The organism is Cupriavidus sp. SK-3, assembly GCF_000611145.1.
GTDB lineage: Bacteria > Pseudomonadota > Gammaproteobacteria > Burkholderiales > Burkholderiaceae > Cupriavidus.
Map to the genome: position 1 here is coordinate 20,763 of NZ_JFJV02000296.1, position 19,455 is coordinate 40,217.

17 protein-coding genes and 1 pseudogene are annotated in these 19,455 nt (G+C 61.9%); 14 read left to right on the forward strand and 4 right to left on the reverse strand.

Annotated features, from left to right (window positions below):
• Positions 1-10 precede the first annotated feature (10 nt).
• The 9 genes and pseudogenes from CF70_RS34270 (at position 11) to CF70_RS33125 (ending at position 7,290) form a co-directional block, all read left to right on the forward strand.
• Positions 11-886, forward strand: a complete 876-nt coding sequence (locus tag CF70_RS34270) for an amidohydrolase family protein (RefSeq protein ID WP_063830518.1) — start codon at positions 11-13, stop codon at positions 884-886.
• Positions 873-1,613, forward strand: a complete 741-nt coding sequence (locus CF70_RS33090; RefSeq protein ID WP_414629497.1) for an RraA family protein — start codon at positions 873-875, stop codon at positions 1,611-1,613. Before CF70_RS34270 ends, CF70_RS33090 begins: the two co-directional genes overlap by 14 nt.
• Positions 1,610-2,815, forward strand: a complete 1,206-nt coding sequence (locus CF70_RS33095) for an aminotransferase class I/II-fold pyridoxal phosphate-dependent enzyme (RefSeq protein WP_035875847.1) — start codon at positions 1,610-1,612, stop codon at positions 2,813-2,815. Before CF70_RS33090 ends, CF70_RS33095 begins: the two co-directional genes overlap by 4 nt.
• A 36-nt stretch (positions 2,816-2,851) precedes the next feature.
• On the forward strand, positions 2,852-3,670 hold the full coding sequence (locus tag CF70_RS33100; protein ID WP_035875850.1) for an ABC transporter substrate-binding protein: 819 nt from the start codon (positions 2,852-2,854) through the stop codon (positions 3,668-3,670).
• A gap of 27 nt (positions 3,671-3,697) precedes the next feature.
• Positions 3,698-4,396: an amino acid ABC transporter permease gene (locus CF70_RS33105; protein ID WP_035875852.1), complete on the forward strand. Its 699-nt coding sequence runs from the start codon at positions 3,698-3,700 to the stop codon at positions 4,394-4,396.
• A 3-nt stretch (positions 4,397-4,399) separates the two neighbouring features.
• Positions 4,400-5,155: an amino acid ABC transporter permease gene (locus CF70_RS33110; protein ID WP_035875854.1), complete on the forward strand. Its 756-nt coding sequence runs from the start codon at positions 4,400-4,402 to the stop codon at positions 5,153-5,155.
• A gap of 2 nt (positions 5,156-5,157) precedes the next feature.
• The gene (locus CF70_RS33115) at positions 5,158-5,907 is read left to right on the forward strand and encodes an amino acid ABC transporter ATP-binding protein (protein ID WP_035875856.1); all 750 of its coding nucleotides are present in this window, start codon (positions 5,158-5,160) and stop codon (positions 5,905-5,907) included.
• A 55-nt stretch (positions 5,908-5,962) separates the two neighbouring features.
• Positions 5,963-6,223: pseudogene (locus tag CF70_RS33120) on the forward strand (acyl-CoA dehydrogenase family protein); the annotation flags it as partial.
• A 62-nt stretch (positions 6,224-6,285) separates the two neighbouring features.
• A complete protein-coding gene (locus CF70_RS33125; RefSeq protein ID WP_051649379.1) occupies positions 6,286-7,290 on the forward strand; it encodes a tripartite tricarboxylate transporter substrate binding protein in 1,005 nt (334 codons plus the stop codon).
• A 286-nt stretch (positions 7,291-7,576) separates the two neighbouring features.
• Here the strand turns inward: CF70_RS33125 and CF70_RS33130 are convergent, their stop codons facing one another.
• The 4 genes from CF70_RS33130 to CF70_RS33145 form a co-directional block, all read right to left on the reverse strand.
• Complete coding sequence (locus CF70_RS33130; RefSeq protein ID WP_035875862.1) at positions 7,577-8,452, reverse strand: DMT family transporter; 876 nt, start codon at positions 8,450-8,452, stop codon at positions 7,577-7,579.
• Positions 8,445-9,260, reverse strand: coding sequence for a DUF2182 domain-containing protein (locus CF70_RS33135; RefSeq protein WP_035875864.1), 816 nt, complete (start codon positions 9,258-9,260; stop codon positions 8,445-8,447). The genes CF70_RS33130 and CF70_RS33135 overlap by 8 nt, the downstream gene beginning before the upstream one ends.
• Positions 9,257-9,859 (reverse strand): DUF1326 domain-containing protein, encoded by a 603-nt coding sequence (locus tag CF70_RS33140; protein WP_035875867.1) that lies wholly within the window; start codon positions 9,857-9,859, stop codon positions 9,257-9,259. The genes CF70_RS33135 and CF70_RS33140 overlap by 4 nt, the downstream gene beginning before the upstream one ends.
• Before the next feature lie 254 nt (positions 9,860-10,113).
• Positions 10,114-11,148, reverse strand: coding sequence for an AraC family transcriptional regulator (locus tag CF70_RS33145; protein WP_035875870.1), 1,035 nt, complete (start codon positions 11,146-11,148; stop codon positions 10,114-10,116).
• Between the two features lie 334 nt (positions 11,149-11,482).
• On the opposite strand from CF70_RS33145, the gene CF70_RS33150 reads away from it, so the two are divergent.
• From CF70_RS33150 to CF70_RS33170, 5 genes are all read left to right on the forward strand, one after another.
• Entirely contained in the window at positions 11,483-12,499 is a 1,017-nt protein-coding gene (locus CF70_RS33150; protein WP_035875872.1) for a hypothetical protein, read from the forward strand.
• A 135-nt stretch (positions 12,500-12,634) separates the two neighbouring features.
• A complete protein-coding gene (locus CF70_RS33155) occupies positions 12,635-13,870 on the forward strand; it encodes a hypothetical protein (RefSeq protein ID WP_035875874.1) in 1,236 nt (411 codons plus the stop codon).
• Between the two features lie 35 nt (positions 13,871-13,905).
• Positions 13,906-14,592, forward strand: coding sequence for a PQQ-binding-like beta-propeller repeat protein (locus tag CF70_RS33160; RefSeq protein WP_035875877.1), 687 nt, complete (start codon positions 13,906-13,908; stop codon positions 14,590-14,592).
• A gap of 202 nt (positions 14,593-14,794) precedes the next feature.
• Positions 14,795-17,374: a penicillin acylase family protein gene (locus tag CF70_RS33165; protein WP_081862479.1), complete on the forward strand. Its 2,580-nt coding sequence runs from the start codon at positions 14,795-14,797 to the stop codon at positions 17,372-17,374.
• Positions 17,375-17,818: 444 nt separating this feature from the next.
• Positions 17,819-19,399 carry an isocitrate lyase gene (locus CF70_RS33170; protein ID WP_035875879.1) on the forward strand — a complete coding sequence of 527 codons (1,581 nt, stop codon included), beginning with the start codon at positions 17,819-17,821 and terminating at the stop codon, positions 19,397-19,399.
• Positions 19,400-19,455 lie beyond the last annotated feature (56 nt).

Genomic DNA, 19,455 nt, shown 5'->3' on the forward strand with positions numbered 1-19,455 from the left:
AGATTTGAATATGTCCGCTGTGGAACAGGGAAGTCTGCCGCCGCCCGAGTCCTATGCGACTCCCACTTTCGTCGTGCCGGGCGGGGCATGGGATTGCCATTCACACGTGACGCCGCGCGGGAACTGGGCGCTCGTCTCTGACGCTAGCTATCTCCCTGCACCGGCTCCACCCGAGAAGCATAGAAAGATGAGGGCAGCGCTAGGCCTTCAACGAGGCGCTGTTATCCAGGCGAGCGTCTTTGGCACGGATAACACTGGCGTGATCGAGGCACTTACTGATGAACCCGACATCCTGCGCGGTGTGGTAGTTGCGGGTCAGACGATTGATGACGCGGAAATCGAACGCTTGCATGGTATCGGCGTGCGCGGGATGCGCTTTATCACCAATGGTCTCGGTGGCACCGTAGGAACGCAAGCGATGGTTGCGCTTGCGCCTCGCATTGCCGAGTTCGGTTGGCATGCGGAAGTACTTCCTGGTCCAACACAATGGCCCGAATTGTTGCCTGTATTGGAGGCGCTGCCGTGCAAAATCGTCATCGATCATATGGGTGGCTTTCCTCCGGAGTTCGGAGTGAATCATCCGACAACCCAGGTTATCCGAAAATTGCTCGTTGAGCGAGGAGCATGGGTCAAGTTGATCGGTTATCGCTTGTCGGACGACCTGATGGATAGTCGTGTCATTGAACGCGCCCACGCCTTCTATGGTGATGCGCCGGGGCAGATGATTTGGGGAACGGACTGGCCACATGTAGGTATAAAGAAGCCGGTGGATGCTGGTCAGCTCCTCAACGCTTTCGCACGCTGGTTCGACAACGACCCGGAAGTAATGCATCGCGTGCTGGCAATGAATCCGGCGTGCTTGTTCGATCAGTATGATGCAAATTGAGACCCTGGCGATGACTGCTGCTGGCTTTGCCATCCACCCTACGCCGACCCCGGCCCCAGCTCACCTGCTGGACGCTCTCCGGCGAGTGCCCACGCCGCACATCAGCGACAACCTGCAGCGCTTGACTGGAATCGCTGGTCTGCGCCCATTCCATCGCGGGGCCAAGCTGGTTGGAACAGCTTTGACGGTCAAGACCCGCCCCGGCGACAACCTGCTGATCTACAAGGCCCTCATGAGCGCCTCACCAGGACACGTGCTCGTGGTCGATGGAGGAGGCGAGACGAGCAATGCCCTCGTAGGGGAGCTCATCATGCTCTACGCCCAGCAGCGCGGCTGCACTGGGATCGTGCTCGATGGCGCCGTGCGGGATGTAGCGGCGTTTCGTGATGCCGATTTCCCCTGCTACGCGCGGGAGGCGATTCATCGGGGGCCCTACAAGACTGGCCCCGGCGCAATTAACGTTCCTGTCTGTCTGGGCGGGCAAGTCGTGGCGCCAGGCGACATCGTAGTTGGCGATGAGGACGGCCTCGTCACCTTTGCTCCATCCGAAGTCCCGCGCCTTCTTCATGCGATCGACCGAACCACTCAGATCGAGGAGGCCATCAGGGCCGAAATCGCCAACGGAATGGTGGAGCAATCGTGGCTAGCCAAGGCACGTGGTCCTCACGGTCTTAGATCCAACGCATCACTCAACTCACGCCCGCTTCGTATCCGGAGGACTTCATGAAAACCTTGCTGGCCCACCGCCTTGACGGTGTCAAGCCTTCGCCAAGCATGGCGGCCAAGACGCGTGTCGATGCGTTGCGCGCCGCAGGTCGGAGCATCGTCGACTTCACCATCGGCGAACCCGACTTCTTGACACCGAAGCACATCATGGACAGCGGCGTTGCCGCCTTGCTATCGGGACAGACGCGCTACACGTCGCCCAGCGGAACGCTCGCTCTGCGGCAGGCAATCGTCAACAAATTTCAGCGCGAGAACACGCTGGAATTCAAGCCCGAAAACATCGTTGTCGGGAATGGTGCAAAACACATCATCTACAACGCCTTCGCAGCTACCTTGAATGAGGGCGACGAAGTCGTGGTGCCTGCACCGTACTGGGTTTCGTATCCAGACATGGTAGCGCTCCATGGGGGCAAGGCCGTCGTCGTATCCAGTGATGCAAGCCACGGATTCAAGCTGACGCCGGAGGCTCTGGAATCAGCTCTATCTCCTCGAACGAAGTGGCTAGTGTTGAACACACCCAACAACCCGACCGGAGCAGTGTACACAGCCAGCGAACTGGTCGCATTGGGTGCCGTACTGCAGCGGCATCCTCATGTCTGGCTGATGACCGACGAGATCTATGAGCATTTCGTCTATGGCGATGTAAAGCATGCTTCTCTGCTCCAGATGGTTCCGGAGCTGGCAGAGCGGACGCTGATCATCAATGGCGTTTCCAAAGCCTATGCGATGACGGGCTGGCGTATCGGCTACGGCGCAGGCCCAACGCCGCTGGTGCAAGCAATTGCGATGTTGCTGTCACAGAGCACATCGTGTCCGAATGCCATGGCCCAGGCGGCGGCAGTGGAGGCACTCAATGGGCCGCAGCAATGCGTTGCAGATGCGGTGGCAATCTACGGCCAGCGCAGGGATCTCATTGTGGAGCTCCTGAGAAAGGTTCCTGGTGTCGACTGCGTGTCGCCAGACGGTGCGTTCTACGTCTTCCCCAGTGTGGCTGGACTTATGGGGCGGGTGACGCCTGGGGGAGGGGTTCTTTCCTCCGATGTCGACGTCATGCGCTACTTTTTGGAGCATGCAAGTTTGGCGGTGATCGATGGAACTTCCTATGGGATGCCCGAACATCTTCGCATCTCCTTTGCCACTTCCTTCGAATTGATTGAGCAAGGTTGCAACTTCCTTCGGGATGCTGTGAACGACCTCTCCTGAGCATCACCCATCGCGAAACCGTCTGGAGAAGACACCATGAAGACTTCTGTTCTGACTCTCGTTGCCAGTGCCGCCCTGATGCTGCTGGGCAACCCCGCACGCGCGGACCAACTCGCGGACATCAAATCGAAGGGGGTGTTCGTCTGTGGGACGCTCGGTACCGCCGAGCCCTTCAGCTTCTCCAATACGAAAACCCGCGAGGTTGAGGGCTACGACGTGGACTTCTGCAGGGCGTTGGCAAAGTCCCTCGGTGCGCAGCTTGAGCTGAAGCTCATTTCCGTGGCAGCACGCATCCCCGAACTTCAACAAGGTCGTGTTGACCTGGTTATTGCCAGCCTGGGGTGGACTGCCGAACGCGCTGAGCAGATTGCCTTCAGCGACCAGTATTTTGTGAGCGAGCAGAAGATGGCGGCACGCAAGGACAGCGGATACAAATCCCTCCAGGATGTGTCAGGAAAGCGCGTCAGCGCTCTCAAAGGCTCCAGTTCCGAGCTGCTTGTTCGCAAGGCAGTTCCCGGGGCAACGACCATCACCTTCCAGGATCCACCGAGCGCCTTTCTCGCGATGCTGCAAGGGAAAGTAGATGCCTTTGCCATTGGGGAACTCTACCTCGAGAAGTATCGCCTGCAATCTGAAAGCACCGTTCCCATCGTGAAGCTCGAGCCATCACTGGCGTCTGAACCGTGGGGAATCGGCATGCGCAAAAGCGAGCCGGGCTTGATCAAGCACGTGAACGCCGTGCTGCAGGCGATGGAGAAATCGGGAGAGGCCCAGCAGATCTTCGACAAGTGGCTGGGTAGCCAGACCATCTACAAGATGAAGCGCAGCTTCAAGATTGAGCCGATCAAAGGCTGATCCACATACTGCAACAGGAAACTGACCGTGGATCACAGGCTCGACTTTTCAGTGTTGCTGCGAGGAGACTATCCGAAATGGATCCTTGACGGCGTCATCACCATGTTTGAACTCACGCTGGCGGCGTGGTTGCTCGCGATGGCCTTGGGGACCATGCTTGCCGTTGCACGCATGAGCAACATCCGAATAGCAAAGATTGCGGTAGCGATCTATGTTGAGTATCACCAGAACGTGCCCATGCTGGTCCAGGTTTTCCTTTGGTACTTCGGCATCCCCGCGCTCTTGCCGCTGCCGTGGCAGCAGTGGATCAATGCACATAACAGCGCATTCGTGTTGGCTTTCATTGCAGCGGGACTGTGCATGGCAGCCTATGTTTCCGAAGGGTTGCGCGGGGGGATCCGATCCATTCCAAAGTCTCAGTTGGAGGCCGCGCGCGCCATCGGCCTTTCCTATCTTCAGGCAGCGCGTCTCGTAGTGGTCCCTCAGGCACTGAGGATTGCACTGCCTACCCTGGTGAGTTATACGGTGCTGTTGTTCAAGAACACCAGCCTGGCCATGGCAATTGGCGTTGCGGAGTTGACTTATGCAACCCGTGAAATTGAGAGCCAGTCGTTCAGGACCGTGGAAATTTACCTGCTATCAACTGTGATCTACCTTGGATTTTCCTTGGTGATCATGAAAGCAGGAACGTCTCTTGAAGGTCGCTATCGGATTCGAGCGAGGTAGACTGTGGATAGCATTCTTTTCATCCTGCGTGACTATGGCACTTTGCTTCTCGTAGGTCAGTACCCCAATGGGCCGCTCGGGGGATTGGCGGTCACACTGCTTCTTTCCTTGCTTGGTTTGACGCTCGCCTTCCCGATTGGCGTGGTGATCGCACTCGCACGCCTCAGTCCCTTTCGCTGGCTGCGCTGGCCTGCGATTGCGCTGGTCTATGTCGCGCGCGGCGTACCGCTGCTGATGTTCATTTTCTGGGTGTACTTCTTCGTCCCCTTGCTCATCGGTCGCACGGTCACTGGCTTCACGACCATGGTGGTGACACTTGTGATCTACCAAGCGGCCTACCTGTCCGAGATCGTGCGATCCGGTATTGAAGGCATGCCCAAGGGGCAAGCCGAAGCAGCGCGTGCCTTGGGGTTGAGCTACATCCAGACCATGAGGGAGGTAATCCTCCCCCAAGCTCTCTACAACATGATTCCAGCCTTGGTCAGCCAGTTCGTTTCAACTATCAAGGAAACCTCGCTGGGATATGTGATCAGCGTGAACGAAGTCACCTTTGCGGCGATGCAAATCAACAGTTCGCTCATGACGCAGCCATTCCAGGTGTACTTCATTCTTGCCGCCATTTACTTTTGTCTCTGCTTCTCACTGACGCAACTGGCGCGCTTCCTTGAGGGCCGAATTACATCTCGACGCGAAGGAAGCCGCCAGTCCGTGGTGGCTGTTGTATCACCCTCTACCACCACTACGGCGACAGCCGCGTGAACATGAACTTCAGCAAAAAGCCTCTCATTACCTTCAGGGACGTCAGCAAGTGGTACGGGGAGTATCGCGCGCTAAGCAGCATCAGCGCTGATGTCCACAAAGGTGAAGTCGTTGTCGTGTGTGGGCCATCAGGCTCAGGGAAGTCCACGCTGATTCGAACCGTGAACCGCCTGGAGGAGATCCAAAGTGGAGCAATTCATTTCGATGGCAAAGACGTACATGCGTCATCGGTCGATATCAACAAGTTTCGCAGCCAGGTTGGTTTCGTATTCCAGAGCTTCAACCTGTTTCCGCATCTTTCCGTTGCCCAGAACATCATGCTCGGGCCGGTGAATGTACGTAAACAGCGGCGCGCAGAGGCGAGAACCCGTGCTCTCGAATTGCTCGATCGTGTCGGCCTGGCCTCGAAGGTCGACGCATTTCCTGGACAACTGTCGGGAGGCCAGCAGCAGCGTGTAGCAATTGCGCGAGCATTGGCGATGGATCCCCCCGTCATGCTGTTTGACGAACCGACCAGTGCCTTGGATCCTGAGATGGTTGGCGAGGTGTTGCAGGTGATGAAGTCACTGGCGCGCGATGGCATGACAATGATGTGTGTCACACACGAAATGAATTTTGCCAGGGAGGTCGCGAACCGGGTGTGGTTCATGGACCAGGGGAGTTTGGTCGAAGTCGGAGTGCCGGACGAGTTTTTCTCGAAACCTACCAGCGAGCGAGCGCGCAAGTTCCTTTCTGACCTGCGTACTCACTAGTCTCTTGTCCCACTAATACGCGAGCAAAGTCGGTGCAACTTCTGAAGAAGCGAGTCAGTGTACCTATGAAGCCGCCAGCCGCATCGACGCGGGCGACGAAGCACGCACGCAGGTATCGATGATCAAGGTGTTCGCCACCGAAATGGCCTGGGACGTGATCGACCATGCCATGCAGACCTTTGGTGCGATGGGCATAACCAAGGAGCAGCCGCTGCAGCAGCTGGCCAACGAGATGCGCCTGATGCGCATCTACGAAGGGCCCAGGAAAGTGCACCGCTGGGTCATTGCCCGCGACCTGCCGGGCCTGCGCCGCTAAGCGCTCGCTTATCCCTTGCACCGGCGGGAACACGCCGGGCTTTCCACTTTCAGGAGACAATCATGCAACAGGCTTTCCGTTCCCGCCGCCGCTTCCTTGGATTGGCCGCGGCCGCGCTGGCCGCCATCGGCGCGGCTATGCCGCTGGCGGCGCCCGCCGCCGAATCTGCCGATGCTTTTCCCGCCCGCCCAATACGGTTCATCGTACCCTTCCCTTCGGGCAGCGGCACCGATACCACCGCACGAATGTTCGCCAAGAAGATCGGCGAGCTGACTGGCCAGGGCGTGGTAGTCGAGAACAAGCCCGGCGGCAACGGCTTTATCGGCGTGCGGACCGCGCTGAGCGCGCCGCCTGACGGCTATACGGTCTTAATCGGCAGCAATTCCACGCTATCGACCAACGCCGCCACCTTTCGCAAGCTGCCGTATGACCCATTGACGGACTTCGCGCCAATCTCGCTGCTGTCGCGCGGGCCCTGCGTGATCATCGTGCCGGCCAACTCGCCCTATCGCACGCTGACGGAGCTGCTGAAAGACGCCCGTAAGCACCCCGGCGCGCTCAACTACGGCTCTGGCTCGATCTCCTACACGATCTACACCGAGTGGCTCAACGAGCTGGCCCGCACCAAGACCACCGCCGTGCCGTACAAGGGCGCGGGCGATGTCATCAACGGCGTGATGGCGGCCAATGTCGACTTCGCCGTGGTGGATGCCAGCGGCGCCTTCGAACTGGTCCGTGGCGGCAAGCTCCGCGCGCTGGCCTTCACCGCGCCGCAGCGCTCGCCGCTGCTGCCGGAGGTGCCCTCCATCGCGGAAGCCGGCCTGCCGGACTTCCTGGCCCGCAATTGGGTGGCCGCGGCGGTCTCGGCAAAGACCCCGCCGGCGGTGGTGAGGCGGCTGCATGACCTGTTCGCGCAGGCCGGCAATGCCCCCGACGTGCGCGACTACTACACGCGCCTGTCGGCCGAGCTGATCCTGTCGTCGCCGGCCGAGATGCGGCAATACCAGAAAGACGAGATCCAGCGTTGGAAGCGACTGGCGGAGGTGGCAAAGATCCCGCTGCAGTAGCAGTGCCCCGCATCCTCCTTGTGAACTTTGATCGGAACAGAGCCGTATTAGCGAAAGCTACAAAGCCAACATCGGCATCGTTGCGCCCTTCATAGAGAGCGAGTTTGGACGAGTTGATCAAGATGGCGACGCACGTTGATCCCCCCGCAATGCGCAAACATACGCGGGGACCGAAGGCGCCGAAGAAGAAAGGCTATATGGCCGGATGCGCAGCACGGCGGCATGTTTCTACCGCCCGTGTCATCAAGGCTGGACGTGTCGTCTAATCACCTTGAAAGGGGTGGGGCTAAGGGCGCGGCTTGCGCGACCTGCTGAACAACACCATCGCAATGCCACCGAGGATCGCCGCGGAGGCGGCAGCCAGGCGTGGTGTGATCGCTTCCGACAGGAACAGCACGCCGCCAAATGCAGCGATCAGCGGCACCGACAACTGTACGGTGGCCGCGCGCATGGCAGAAAGGTTGCTCAGCGCCGCATACCAGATGACATAGCCGATGCCGGACGTCAGTGCGCCGGAGGCCACGGCCAGGGCAACCCCGGCCTTGTCGGTGTACGCGTTGGCGACGAACAGCAAGCTCAGCACGAGGGCGAGCGGCGCCGCCCGCGCGAAGTTGCCAGCCGTGGCGGCAAGCGGGTCGGCCACACCGCGGCCGCGCAGCGAGTACACGCCCCACGCTACGCCAGCGATCGCCATCAACGCAGCGCCGAGTGGTGGCGGGGCAGCAACACCCGGCGAGACCAGGTAGACGAGCCCCGCGACCGCCAGCGCGAGTCCAAGCGAGGCGATGGGTCCGAACCTCTCGCCCGAGCGAAAGCCCACGCTGAACATGGTCAGTTGCACCGCACCGAACAGAATCAATGCCCCCGTGCCCGCGGGCAAGGTGAGATACGCGAAGGAGAAGAATGTGACGTAGGCAAGCAGCATCGTCGCGGCGCGCCAGTCGGTATGGCCGCGCGCGAACCGTTCCGGCCTGATCCGTACGATGACCGCGAGCGTGATCGCTCCGGAAACCAGCCTGATGCTGCCAAAGCTGGCCGGATCGATATGCCCTTGCTGCAACGCAAGCCGGCACAGCAGTGAATTGGCCGCGAAGGCAAGCATCGCCGCCACGGTAAGGATGATCGTCTGCGAGGCCGGCACGCCACGGAGTTCTTCACGCATGGGTTGTCACCAGGACGACTGCCCAAGACAACAGCGCGACACCGAGCGGCGTGCTGAGACGGCGGCCCCAGCGCACGTTCTTTTCTATCGCCATCACGGCCGCAAGCAGGAGCATCCAGCCGAGGCTGCCGGTGCCGAGCGCGAACATCAGCAGCATCAGCGCCCAGCAGCAGCCGACGCAGAACAGGCCATGCTGCGCGCCAAGCGCGAACGCGTGCCACGCGTGCGCCTGTCCACGCCAGCGCTCGATGACGAAGCTCAAGGGCGTGCGGCACTTCTCCAGGCACCGGTACTTGAGCCTGCTGAACTGAAAGGCACCGGCCAGGGCAATGATCGCGGCGCCGATCAGCCAGCCGTGCCAGGCCAGGCCGGGTACGCTGGCGAGCAGGGATAGCACCGCACTGTGTAGTGCATGCGCCAGAAGCCCGAAGGCCCCCCACACCGTCATGTAGCCGAGCGCGAGCAGCATGAGCAGTCGCACATGGTCCGGGCGCCGGGCCGTCAACCGATCGAAGGCGTTGAACAACGGCAAGGTAGTCGGCAGCATCATGGCCGCCGTCATGAGGATCCACGCGGCGGCGTAGAGCACCACCGGCACGACCACATCGCCGGCGGGAACGACACGGCACAAGAACGCCGCCGGTCCTGATGCGGTCCAGTCACCGTGCTCAAGATAGCGTCCGTATGGCGTGCGAGTCCAAGCCCACAACGCCACCCACGCGAGCGCAATCAGCGCGGCCAGGATCGGCAGGAACACGCGCTGATGGCGCGAGGCGCCGGACTGCGGTGGGCCTGCCGTCGGGCTCATGCGTCGAAGACGAAGGTGCTTTGCAGGGCGTTATGGTTCTTGATGTCGAGGTCAATGCCGAGGGCGGCGTTCTTGGAGCGATAGGTCGGGGCTTTGCCGACGAATACCGGAGCCCCCGGCACCGTCGAGAACACGGTGTCGGAGAGGGTCGTCTGGCCACCCGTCGCGCCGAGATAGGGCTCAAGCTCGGCGAAGTAGTTCTGGCCGATCTCGAGCGTGCCCTTGCCCGCGACTACTGTGAATTGGATCGGTGCCCGCTCCACGGATACGACCGTGCCGATGAGCTTGGCGAGCTCGGCGACCGGCCCACCGGCCTGACCGGTGTAGACCTTCAGGAGTGCATCTTCCTGCGCTTTGGAGGCATTGTCGTCGACGTAGATCGCTGCCGTCCAGTTGCCTTGCAGGATATTGCCGGGTACATGTGCGACAGCCGCGATGGTATTGCCGCTGACATCGACGCCGTCGACCGTTCCCTTGTCGACGCGCCACGCGATGATGGTGTCGCAGGTGCCGTTGTCAGGGTCTTCGCCGATCCAGCAGGGGCAGAGGACGTTGCAGTTGCAAACCTCTAGCAGACGACCTTCCAGGTGATAGCTCATATGGACCTCCGTTGAAGGTACACAGGTACACAGGTACACGAACACCGGCCTGTTGCCGCAAGTCACGGCGACAAGTAGCAAATCAATCCTCTGCTACGGGGGGGGACAAGTCAAGATCAATGACGGTCGGGCAGGCGGTCGGGCGAGTGCAGCCGGCCATTCTCGACCGGGGCTGTCGAACTGGCTCATTGGATGCCCGCTTTGGGCGCGCCAACGCGAGACGGATTGCGGCCCGGTGTGATTTTTCAGTAATTTCAAGATTCGCTTGCCGGCGGATGACTGTCGCCGGAGGGTTCCTTGTCCCGGGTCGCGGCGCCGATCGTGATCGTATTCCTGCGCCATGTCGCGGGTGGCTTGCCGAACTCCCGCTTGAACGCGCGATTGAACGAGGCTTCCGATTCGTACCCGGCAGCCTCGGCGATCGACGCCAGCGACGAATCAGTGAGGCGAAGCTGCCGCGCGGCGAGCTGCAGGCGCCACAGCGCCAGATATTGCATCGGTGGTAGCCCGACCAGTTCGGTAAAGCGCTGTGCCAGCCCCGAACGCGAGATGCCAACTTCGCGGGCGAGCGCTTCCACGGTCCAGGGATACACCGGCTGCGCATGCATCAGCGCGAGTGCTCGCGCGACGAAGCGATCACGTAGTCCCGCCAGCCACCCCTTGCGATCATCGGCCATCGTGCCGACGTAACGGCGAACCGCTTCGACGAACACCAGCTCCGCAAGCTTGGCCAGCACCGTGGCGCTGCCCGCCTGCGCCGAGGCCGCCTCCTCGGTGGCGAAACGCAGTGACGATTCGAGCCACGATGCGCCGGATCCGCGCATGCTCACCTTGAACAGCCTGGGCAGCGCGGACAGCAGGGGGTTGCGCGAACTGTCCTGCATGGAGAGAAAGCCGCACACCATGCGAGTGAGCTCGCCACCGCCGCCGTGGACGAGTGTCATGACTTCACCCGGTTTCGCCTGGACATCATTGGCCAGTATCGGTGCCAGGAATTCCGGCAACAGATCGATGGAACTGCCTAACACGTGGGTCTCGCCCTGCGGTACCACGATGACATCGCCTGCCTCTACCTGCAGCGTGCTCGCCGGGTCGCCTGGCAGCATCGCCCAGCACCTTCCTTCAGTTACGAGATGGAACGAGACGACGTTCTCGGAGGGCGGCAGGTATGCCGAGCAAAGCGCCGAATCCGCCTGCCCGATGACGCACCAGGGCGCCGAAAAGCAGCCGTCGAGGTGAACTGCCCCCGTCAGCTGGATGACGCGCAACACGTCGGAGAGAGCATCCATGGCAGCGGTTGCCCAATGTTGGGGCCACGCACAAGAAATCCGGACGACCGGCTATTCAATCGCGCGCTTACCGTCAGGATACTAGCCCCGTGCCTGAAGGCCAACACACGCAAGAAGATTCGATTGAAGCAGGGCAGTAATAAGGGTTGTGGCGTTCCCCGCGAATCGGGCGGGTGATGCACACGTCGTATGCGCCTACTCCGGACGAACCTGGCGATTTGCGAATGCACAGGCGCGCACCCTGCGACGTCGTCGGACCTTAGTTGTCCCTCGACCGCATTTTTTGCAGCTGCACCAGCTGCAACCCCAAGCCCGTCTCCCAAGGAGAACCGTCATGTCCGCAATCCATTCACCTTCTCTGCCCGATACCGATCCCGCCGCCCTCAGGATCCGGCATGCCGTTGCCGGTGTTCAACCACCTCTCTCGCAGCCTTACGTCGATTCCGCGCGCTACGCCAAATGCGTGGAAGTTTCCAGGCGCGTCCGGTGGGACATTGATCGCGACGTGCTTCGCCATCGGGATTTCGACTTCACGAAGAAATTCCTGCCTGATGGCCTGTCGTTCGTCGATCGCCTGCCGTTCCTGAACGGCAACGAGCGCCGCCTGCTGTCGCAGATCCAGGGTCGCTCGTATGCCAATATCTTCGGCCTGGTCGAGCGGTTCATCGGCGCCAAGATGCTTGAGGTGAGCCGCGACCACTGGCTTGGCAACCAGATCGCGCTTGAGGCGCTGGTTCGCTTCACCGACGAAGAGCTAAAGCACCAGGCGCTGTTTCGCCGTATCGAGACCATGATCGGCGCCCGGATGCCCGCGGGATACAAGTTCGAACCGCAGCCCGATGACGTCGCGTCGTTCGTACTGGGCAAGTCCACGTGGTCGGTGCTCGCGCTGACCTGCCTCATTGAACTGTTCACGCAAGCCCACTACCGGGCCAGCATTGCGCCGGACAGCGAGCTCTCACCCCTGTTCAAGGATGTGTTCCTGTTCCACTGGAAAGAGGAGTCGCAGCACGCGATTCTGGATGAACTGGAATGGGTCCGTGAGAATGCGAAACTTTCGCCGCAAGCACGCGATGCGGCCGTGGACGACCTGATTGCGCTGGTGGGCGCCATCGATGTCATTCTGCAAGCTCAGGCGGCAGCGGACACGCGCTACTTCATCGCACTTTGCAACCGGCCCGCGACAACGGCCGAGAAGGATCGCGTGATGAACACCGTCCTTGCCGCCTATCGCTTCCAATACATCGTGTCGGGCGTGCAGATCCCGCGCTTCGGCGAAACGCTCAACGCCATGATTTCGCCGGCGCAAGCGCACCGGATCGGCGCCGCGCTCGCGCCGCTCATGGGCTGACAGGCAATCGGAAGTGCGGGAGCGCGGCTGGCGCTCGCCTGACTGAGGAACAGGCGTGCTGGTTGGTACTCCTATGCTAGATTAGTGCCGGACTTCGAACGGGGGGGCGTGACAAGTGTGGCGGGATTCAGGTAGATGGATTCGCTGATCACCGCCGCGGCGCGTGCGCTCGCTGCGGGCGACCCCCTCGGCGCGCTGAACCGGGTCGCCTTGCGCGACGACGCGCCTGCGCTCGCGCTTCGCGGCATCGCGATGGCGCAGCTCGGGGATTTCGCCCGGGCCAAGGCGCTCGTGCGAAGCGCGGCGCGCGCCTTCGGCCCGAAGGAAGCCGTGGCCCGCGCCAGGTGTGTCATTGCCGAAGCCGAGATCGCACTCGCCTCGCGCGACCTGGGCTGGCCCGCCAGGACGCTCGACGCGGCCCGATCAACGCTCGAAGCGCACGGCGACCACGTCAACGCCGCGCATGCGCGGTATCTCGAAGCCAGGCGCCTCCTCCTGATCGGGCGCCTCGACGACGCCGAACATACGCTCACCGGAGTCGTCTCCTCGCCCTTTCCACCTGCCGGCTATCCGCCCGCATTGAAGACCGCCCACGAACTGGTCGTCGCCGGGATCGCAATGCGACGCCTGCAATCGAAAACGGCGCGCGCCGCGCTCGATCAGGCCCAGCGCGCCGCACGCCTCGCGGGAATCCCCGCGCTGACGGCTGAGGTTGAAAACGCATCCCTCATCCTGAACACACCCGCGGCGCGCCTGATTGCGCGTGGCGAGGAGCGGCTCCTGCTGCTGGATGAGGTGGAAGCGCTGCTGGCGTCGAAAGCGCTCGTCGTGGACGCATGCCGCAATGTCGTGCATGACGCGGGCAAGGCGGTCTCGCTCGCCAGGCGTCCCCTGTTGTTCGCGCTCGCACGCACACTGGCCGAGGCGTGGCCCGAAGACGTAGCGCGGGAAACGCTTATCGCACAGGCATTCCGGACGAAGCATGCCGATGAATCGCATCGCGTGCGGTTGCGCGTTGAAGTCGGGCGGCTTCGCATCGTGCTACGGGAAGTGGCCGGTGTGAGCGCCACGAAGCGAGGATTCGCGCTGGTGCCGGGCCACGCGCGCGAGATCGTCGTGCTGGCGCGTCCCGTCGAAGACAAGCACGCGGCAGTGCTGGCCTTCCTTGCCGACGGTGAGTCATGGTCAAGCTCGGCCCTGGCGCTGGCGCTTGGCGCCAGCCAGCGCACCGTGCAGCGGGCGATCGATGCGCTGGCGGCAGCAGGCAAGGTGCAGTCGTTTGGTCACGGGCGGGCGCGTCGCTGGGTGACCCCGTCCGTGCCGGGATTCGCGACGACCTTGTTACTCCCCGCGCCCATGCCAAGTGACTAGGATGTACACATGCAAACAGTGACGAGGACAGAGAAATGAAACACTCGGCAGCCGAAATCATCCGTGAATACGGTCCCTTTCCAGGTATCGACAACGTGCATGGCGTCACCTATGACGGTCAGCAAGTCTGGTTCGCCACCGGAGACAAGCTGAACGCCATCGATCCGGCGAGCGGCAAGACGCTGCGCTCAATCGATGTCGCCGCGCACGCAGGAACGGCCTTTGACGGGCGGTACCTCTATCAGATTGCCGAGAATCGCATCCAGAAGATCGACCCGGCAACCGGCCGCGTACTTGGCACGATTCCGGCGCCCGGCAGCGGCGGCGACTCGGGCCTCGCGTGGGCCGAAGGAACGCTCTGGGTGGGGCAGTACCGGGACCGGAAGATCCATCAGGTCGATCCCCAGACCGGGGCGATTCTCCGCACCATCGAGTCCAACCGTTTTGTCACCGGGGTCACGTGGATCGACGGAGAACTCTGGCACGGCACCTGGGAAGGCGACCAGAGCGAACTGAGGCGAATCGATCCCCGAACGGGCGTGGTCGAGGAGAAGGTCGAGATGCCTCCAGGCGCCGGCATCTCGGGACTCGAGTCCGATGGCGGCGACCAGTTCTTCTGCGGTGGCGGGAGTAGCGGGAAGGTCAGAGCCGTCCGCCGACCCCGGCGAGGCGCCGCGGCTGGCGGCGACAGCGGGATCGCCGCCGGCACCACGAGCAAGTAATCGAAGCGGCCGTCGCGGGCAAGGTTGCGCAAGCCAGGAAGACAAGGCGCGCCCCCCGCGGCGGCAGTGATGCAGCTGCGCGGCAAGACTCAAGCGGTGCGCGACAGGTTGCGGGGGCAGAAGTGGTTTGATTAATTGACCGCTCGGTCGGGTTATTTTAGGATGTTCCGGCGCCATAAAGAAAAGAGACCCCGGAGACATCATGCCCCTGCGCCCCCGCCTTGCCTGCGTTGCATCGACTGCCGCCATCCTTGCCCTCGGCGGCATCGTGGAGATTCCCATTGGTCTTGCGACGGCACATGCGGCCTCGGCCCCTGCCGCGCAGCAGGTCGTGATCAAGCGGGACGAGTATGGCGTGCCGCACATCTACGCGGACACCGCCTACAAGCTTTTCTATGGCTATGCCTATGCCGTCGCGCAAGACCGGCTGTTCCAGATGGAAATGGCAAAGCGCAGCACGCAAGGCACGGTGGCCGAGGTGCTCGGCGAGAAGTTCGCCAAGTTCGACCTGGCAACGCGCGGCAACTACTGGCCCGCGGCGATCGAGCAACAAATTGCAGCTTTGCCGAAAAGGGAGCGTGACATCCTCGATGGCTATGCCGCCGGGATGAATGCGTGGATCGCGCAGGTCCGCGCGCGGCCCGGCACCCTGATGCCCAAGCAGTTCAACGACGCCGGCTTCAAGCCTTCGGACTGGAGCGCATTCGACGTGGCGATGGTATTCGTCGGCACCATGGCGAACCGCTTCTCCGACAGCACCAGCGAGGTGGACAACCTCGCGCTGCTCACCGCCCTGAAGGACCGGTATGGCGAAGCGCGCGGCATGGATCTGTTCACTCAGTTGAAGTGGCTCGTCAACCCGAAGGCGGTCACTACCATCGCAGCCGGCGAGCGTACTTACCCGATACGGCTCGGCGCCGCGTCAGTCACCGGCGGCCTTGCCTACACGTTGCCGCGCTACGACGGACCGCCTCCGATGGCCGAGCGGCCTGCGCGCGGCGACGACGGCATGCTGCTCGCGCTCGACGCGCAGGCCAACCGCGACACCGTGTTCGCCCAGTATGCGCAGAGCGGCGCCAACGGCCTTGCCGGTTTCCCGACCACCAGCAATATGTGGGTGATCGGCAAGCAGCGCGCGCGCGATGCCAAGGCAATCATGCTCAACGGGCCGCAGTTTGGCTGGTTCAACCCTGGCTACACCTACGGTATTGGCCTGCATGGCGCGGGCTTCGATATCGTCGGCAATACGCCGTTTGCTTACCCCTGCATCCTGTTTGGCCACAACGGCAAGATCTCGTGGGGATCGACCGCCGGCTTTGGCGACGACATCGACATGTTTGCCGAGCGCGTCGACCCCACCCGGCCTGACTTCTACTGGCACAACGGCAAGTGGGTGCAGATGCAAAAGCGCTCCGAGATCATCCACGTCAAGGATGGCGCGCCAGTGACACTCGACGTCTACCGCACCGTGCACGGCATCGTCATGCAGCGCGACGACGCCACGCATACCGCCTATGCCAAGGCACGCGCCTGGAGCGGAAAGGAAGTCCAGTCGCTCCTGGCATGGACCCGCCAGGCGCAGGCGCATGACTGGAAGAGTTGGACAGCCCAGGCCGCACGACAGGCCTTGACCATCAATTGGTATTACGCGGACCGCCAGGGCAATATCGGATACGTACACACCGGCGCCTATCCGCATCGTCGGACCGGGCACGACCCGCGCCTGCCCGTGCCCGGTACCGGGGAATGGGACTGGCACGGCGTGCTGCCGTTCTCCACCAACCCGCAGGTCTACAACCCGCGCTCGGGCTATATCGCCAACTGGAACAACTCGCCTGAGCAGGGCTACCCGGCCTCCGATCTGTTTGCCTTTCTTTGGGGCGCGGCGGACCGCAACGTAGAAATCCAGCATCGCATCGAGGCGTACGCGACGCTCGACAGCGACGATGCCTGGCAGATACTGAAGGACACCAGCCGCTCGGACCTGAACGTGCGGCACTTCCTGCCGTTCATCCGCAATGCGGCGGCGGCGCTGCCTGCCGACGACCCGCGCCGCCGCCTTGCCGATACGCTGGCGGGCTGGAACGGCATCAACGACGACCCGCGCGACACCGGAAAGTACGCCCGGCCCGGCTCGCCCATCATGAATGCCTGGCTCACGTCGATGCTGGCAAGGACCGTCGTCAAGGCTGTTCCGGCGCCGTTCGACAAGTGGTACATGGCCAGCGGCTACGAGACGACCCAGGATGGCCCCACCGGCTCGCTGAACCTCAGCACGGGCAGCAAGGTTCTCTATGAGGCGTTGCTGGGGCCTCGCTCGGCCATTCCCCAGCGCGTGGACCTGTTTGGCGGCGCTACGCCAGACGACGTGATTCGCGCCGCACTGGGCGACGCCTGGACATCGCTGTCGGCCAAGTACGGGGACGATATCGCGAGGTGGCAACCGCCAGCCGTGATGCTCACCTTCCGCGCGAACAACTTTTTCGGCATTCCGCAGGCGGACGCGGCCGAAGCCATCCGCGTGCCGGAGTACCAGAACCGCGGGACGGAGAATGACCTGATCGTGTTCGGCAGTGCCGCCGCTGCCGGCAAGACGCAGGCATGGGATGTGGTGGCACCGGGGCAAAGCGGGTTCGTCGCGCCGGATGGCACCCGCTCACCGCACTACAGTGACCAGCTCGCCCTCTATATGGGCTTCGGCCGCAAGCCGCTGCGCCTGGAGGCGGGGGAGGTCGCGCGACATACGCGCAGCGAGGAAAAGGTCATGGTCGCGCCTCGGTAGATCGTGGCTGGCCGGATCTGGCCGACGGTCTCGGGTTGATTCCTCGCTCGTGATCGAATGACCGCAGCGGACGCGAAGACAGCCACACGCTTGCGCGCCGACTCATCACACTGTTCGTTCGACAGACGTCTGCAAAATCCCCCCAACTATCGTTGCTCAAGTCATCTGTGCTTGCCTTCACTTCTAACAACTGAAAGCGCTTTTCACATTGCGAAATTCGCGCCGAATTTTCGCAGCGCTCTGTTTTCGTTCCTCGAAAACGCGTTCCACATCATGAAATTTAACAGCTATCTCATTGAAAAATAAGGATAAACCAACTCTTATGTCTTATATAAGACTTCGCCGTGATACGCCAGAATCGCCATACAATGATTCCACGCTGCTTGCTTCGACATCCGTAGCGGCACACGCAACCCTTTCTTCAATCGCGCTTAGGAATTTGACATGGCCCAGTATCAAGACGACATCAAGGCAGTTGCTGGTTTGAAAGAGAACCACGGCAGCGCATGGAACGCCATCAACCCCGAGTATGCCGCCCGCATGCGTGCCCAGAACAAGTTCAAAACGGGCCTGGACATCGCCAAGTACACCGCCGGGATCATGCGCGCCGACATGGCCGCCTACGATGCCGACTCGTCCAAGTACACCCAGTCGCTGGGTTGCTGGCACGGTTTCATCGGCCAGCAGAAGATGATCTCCATCAAGAAGCACTTCAACAGCACCGACCGCCGCTACCTCTACCTGTCCGGCTGGATGGTGGCCGCGCTGCGCTCCGAGTTCGGCCCGCTGCCGGACCAGTCGATGCACGAAAAAACCTCTGTCAGCGCGCTGATCCGCGAGCTGTACACCTTCCTGCGCCAGGCCGACGCCCGTGAACTGGGCGGCCTGTTCCGCGAACTGGATGCCGCCCAAGGACCTGCCAAGGCCGCGATCCAGGAAAAGATCGACAACCACGTCACCCACGTTGTGCCCATCATCGCGGACATCGACGCGGGTTTCGGCAACGCCGAAGCAACGTACCTGCTGGCCAAGCAGTTCATCGAAGCGGGCGCATGCTGCATTCAGATCGAAAACCAGGTGTCCGACGAGAAGCAGTGCGGCCACCAGGATGGCAAGGTCACCGTGCCGCACGAGGACTTCCTGGCCAAGATCCGCGCCATCCGCTACGCCTTCCTGGAACTGGGCGTGGACGACGGCATCATCGTGGCCCGTACCGACTCGCTGGGCGCTGGCCTGACCAAGCAGATCGCCGTGACCAGCACGGCGGGTGACTTGGGCGATCAATACAATTCCTTCCTCGATTGCGAGGAATTGTCTGCCGACCAACTGGGCAATGGTGACGTCATCATCAAGCGCGACGGCAAGCTGCTGCGCCCCAAGCGCCTGCCTAGCAACCTGTTCCAGTTCCGCGCCGGCACGGGCGAAGCGCGCTGCGTACTGGATTGCGTCACCGCACTGCAAAACGGCGCTGACCTGCTGTGGATCGAGACCGAAAAGCCGCATATCGCCCAGATCGGCGGCATGGTCAGCGAGATTCGCAAAGTCATCCCGAACGCCAAGCTGGTATACAACAACAGCCCGTCCTTCAACTGGACCCTGAATTTCCGCCAGCAGGTGTATGACGCGATGAAGGCCGCGGGCAAGGATGTGTCGGCATACGAGCGCACCCAGCTGATGAGCGTGGAATACGATCAGACCGAACTGGCGAAGCTCGCCGACGAAAAGATCCGGACCTTCCAGGCCGACGCGTCGCGCGAAGCAGGTATCTTCCACCATCTGATTACCCTGCCGACCTACCACACCGCCGCACTGTCGACCGACAACCTGGCCAAGGAATACTTCGGCGACCAGGGCATGCTGGGTTATGTGGCTGGCGTGCAGCGCAAGGAAATCCGTCAGGGCATCGCCTGCGTCAAGCACCAGAACATGTCCGGCTCGGACATCGGCGACGACCACAAGGAGTATTTCAGCGGCGAAGCAGCCCTGAAGGCGGCGGGTAAAGACAACACCATGAACCAGTTCTGATACCAGTAGTACGCCCCAAACATAGCGCCAACCCTCCCGGGTTGGCGTTTTTTTTC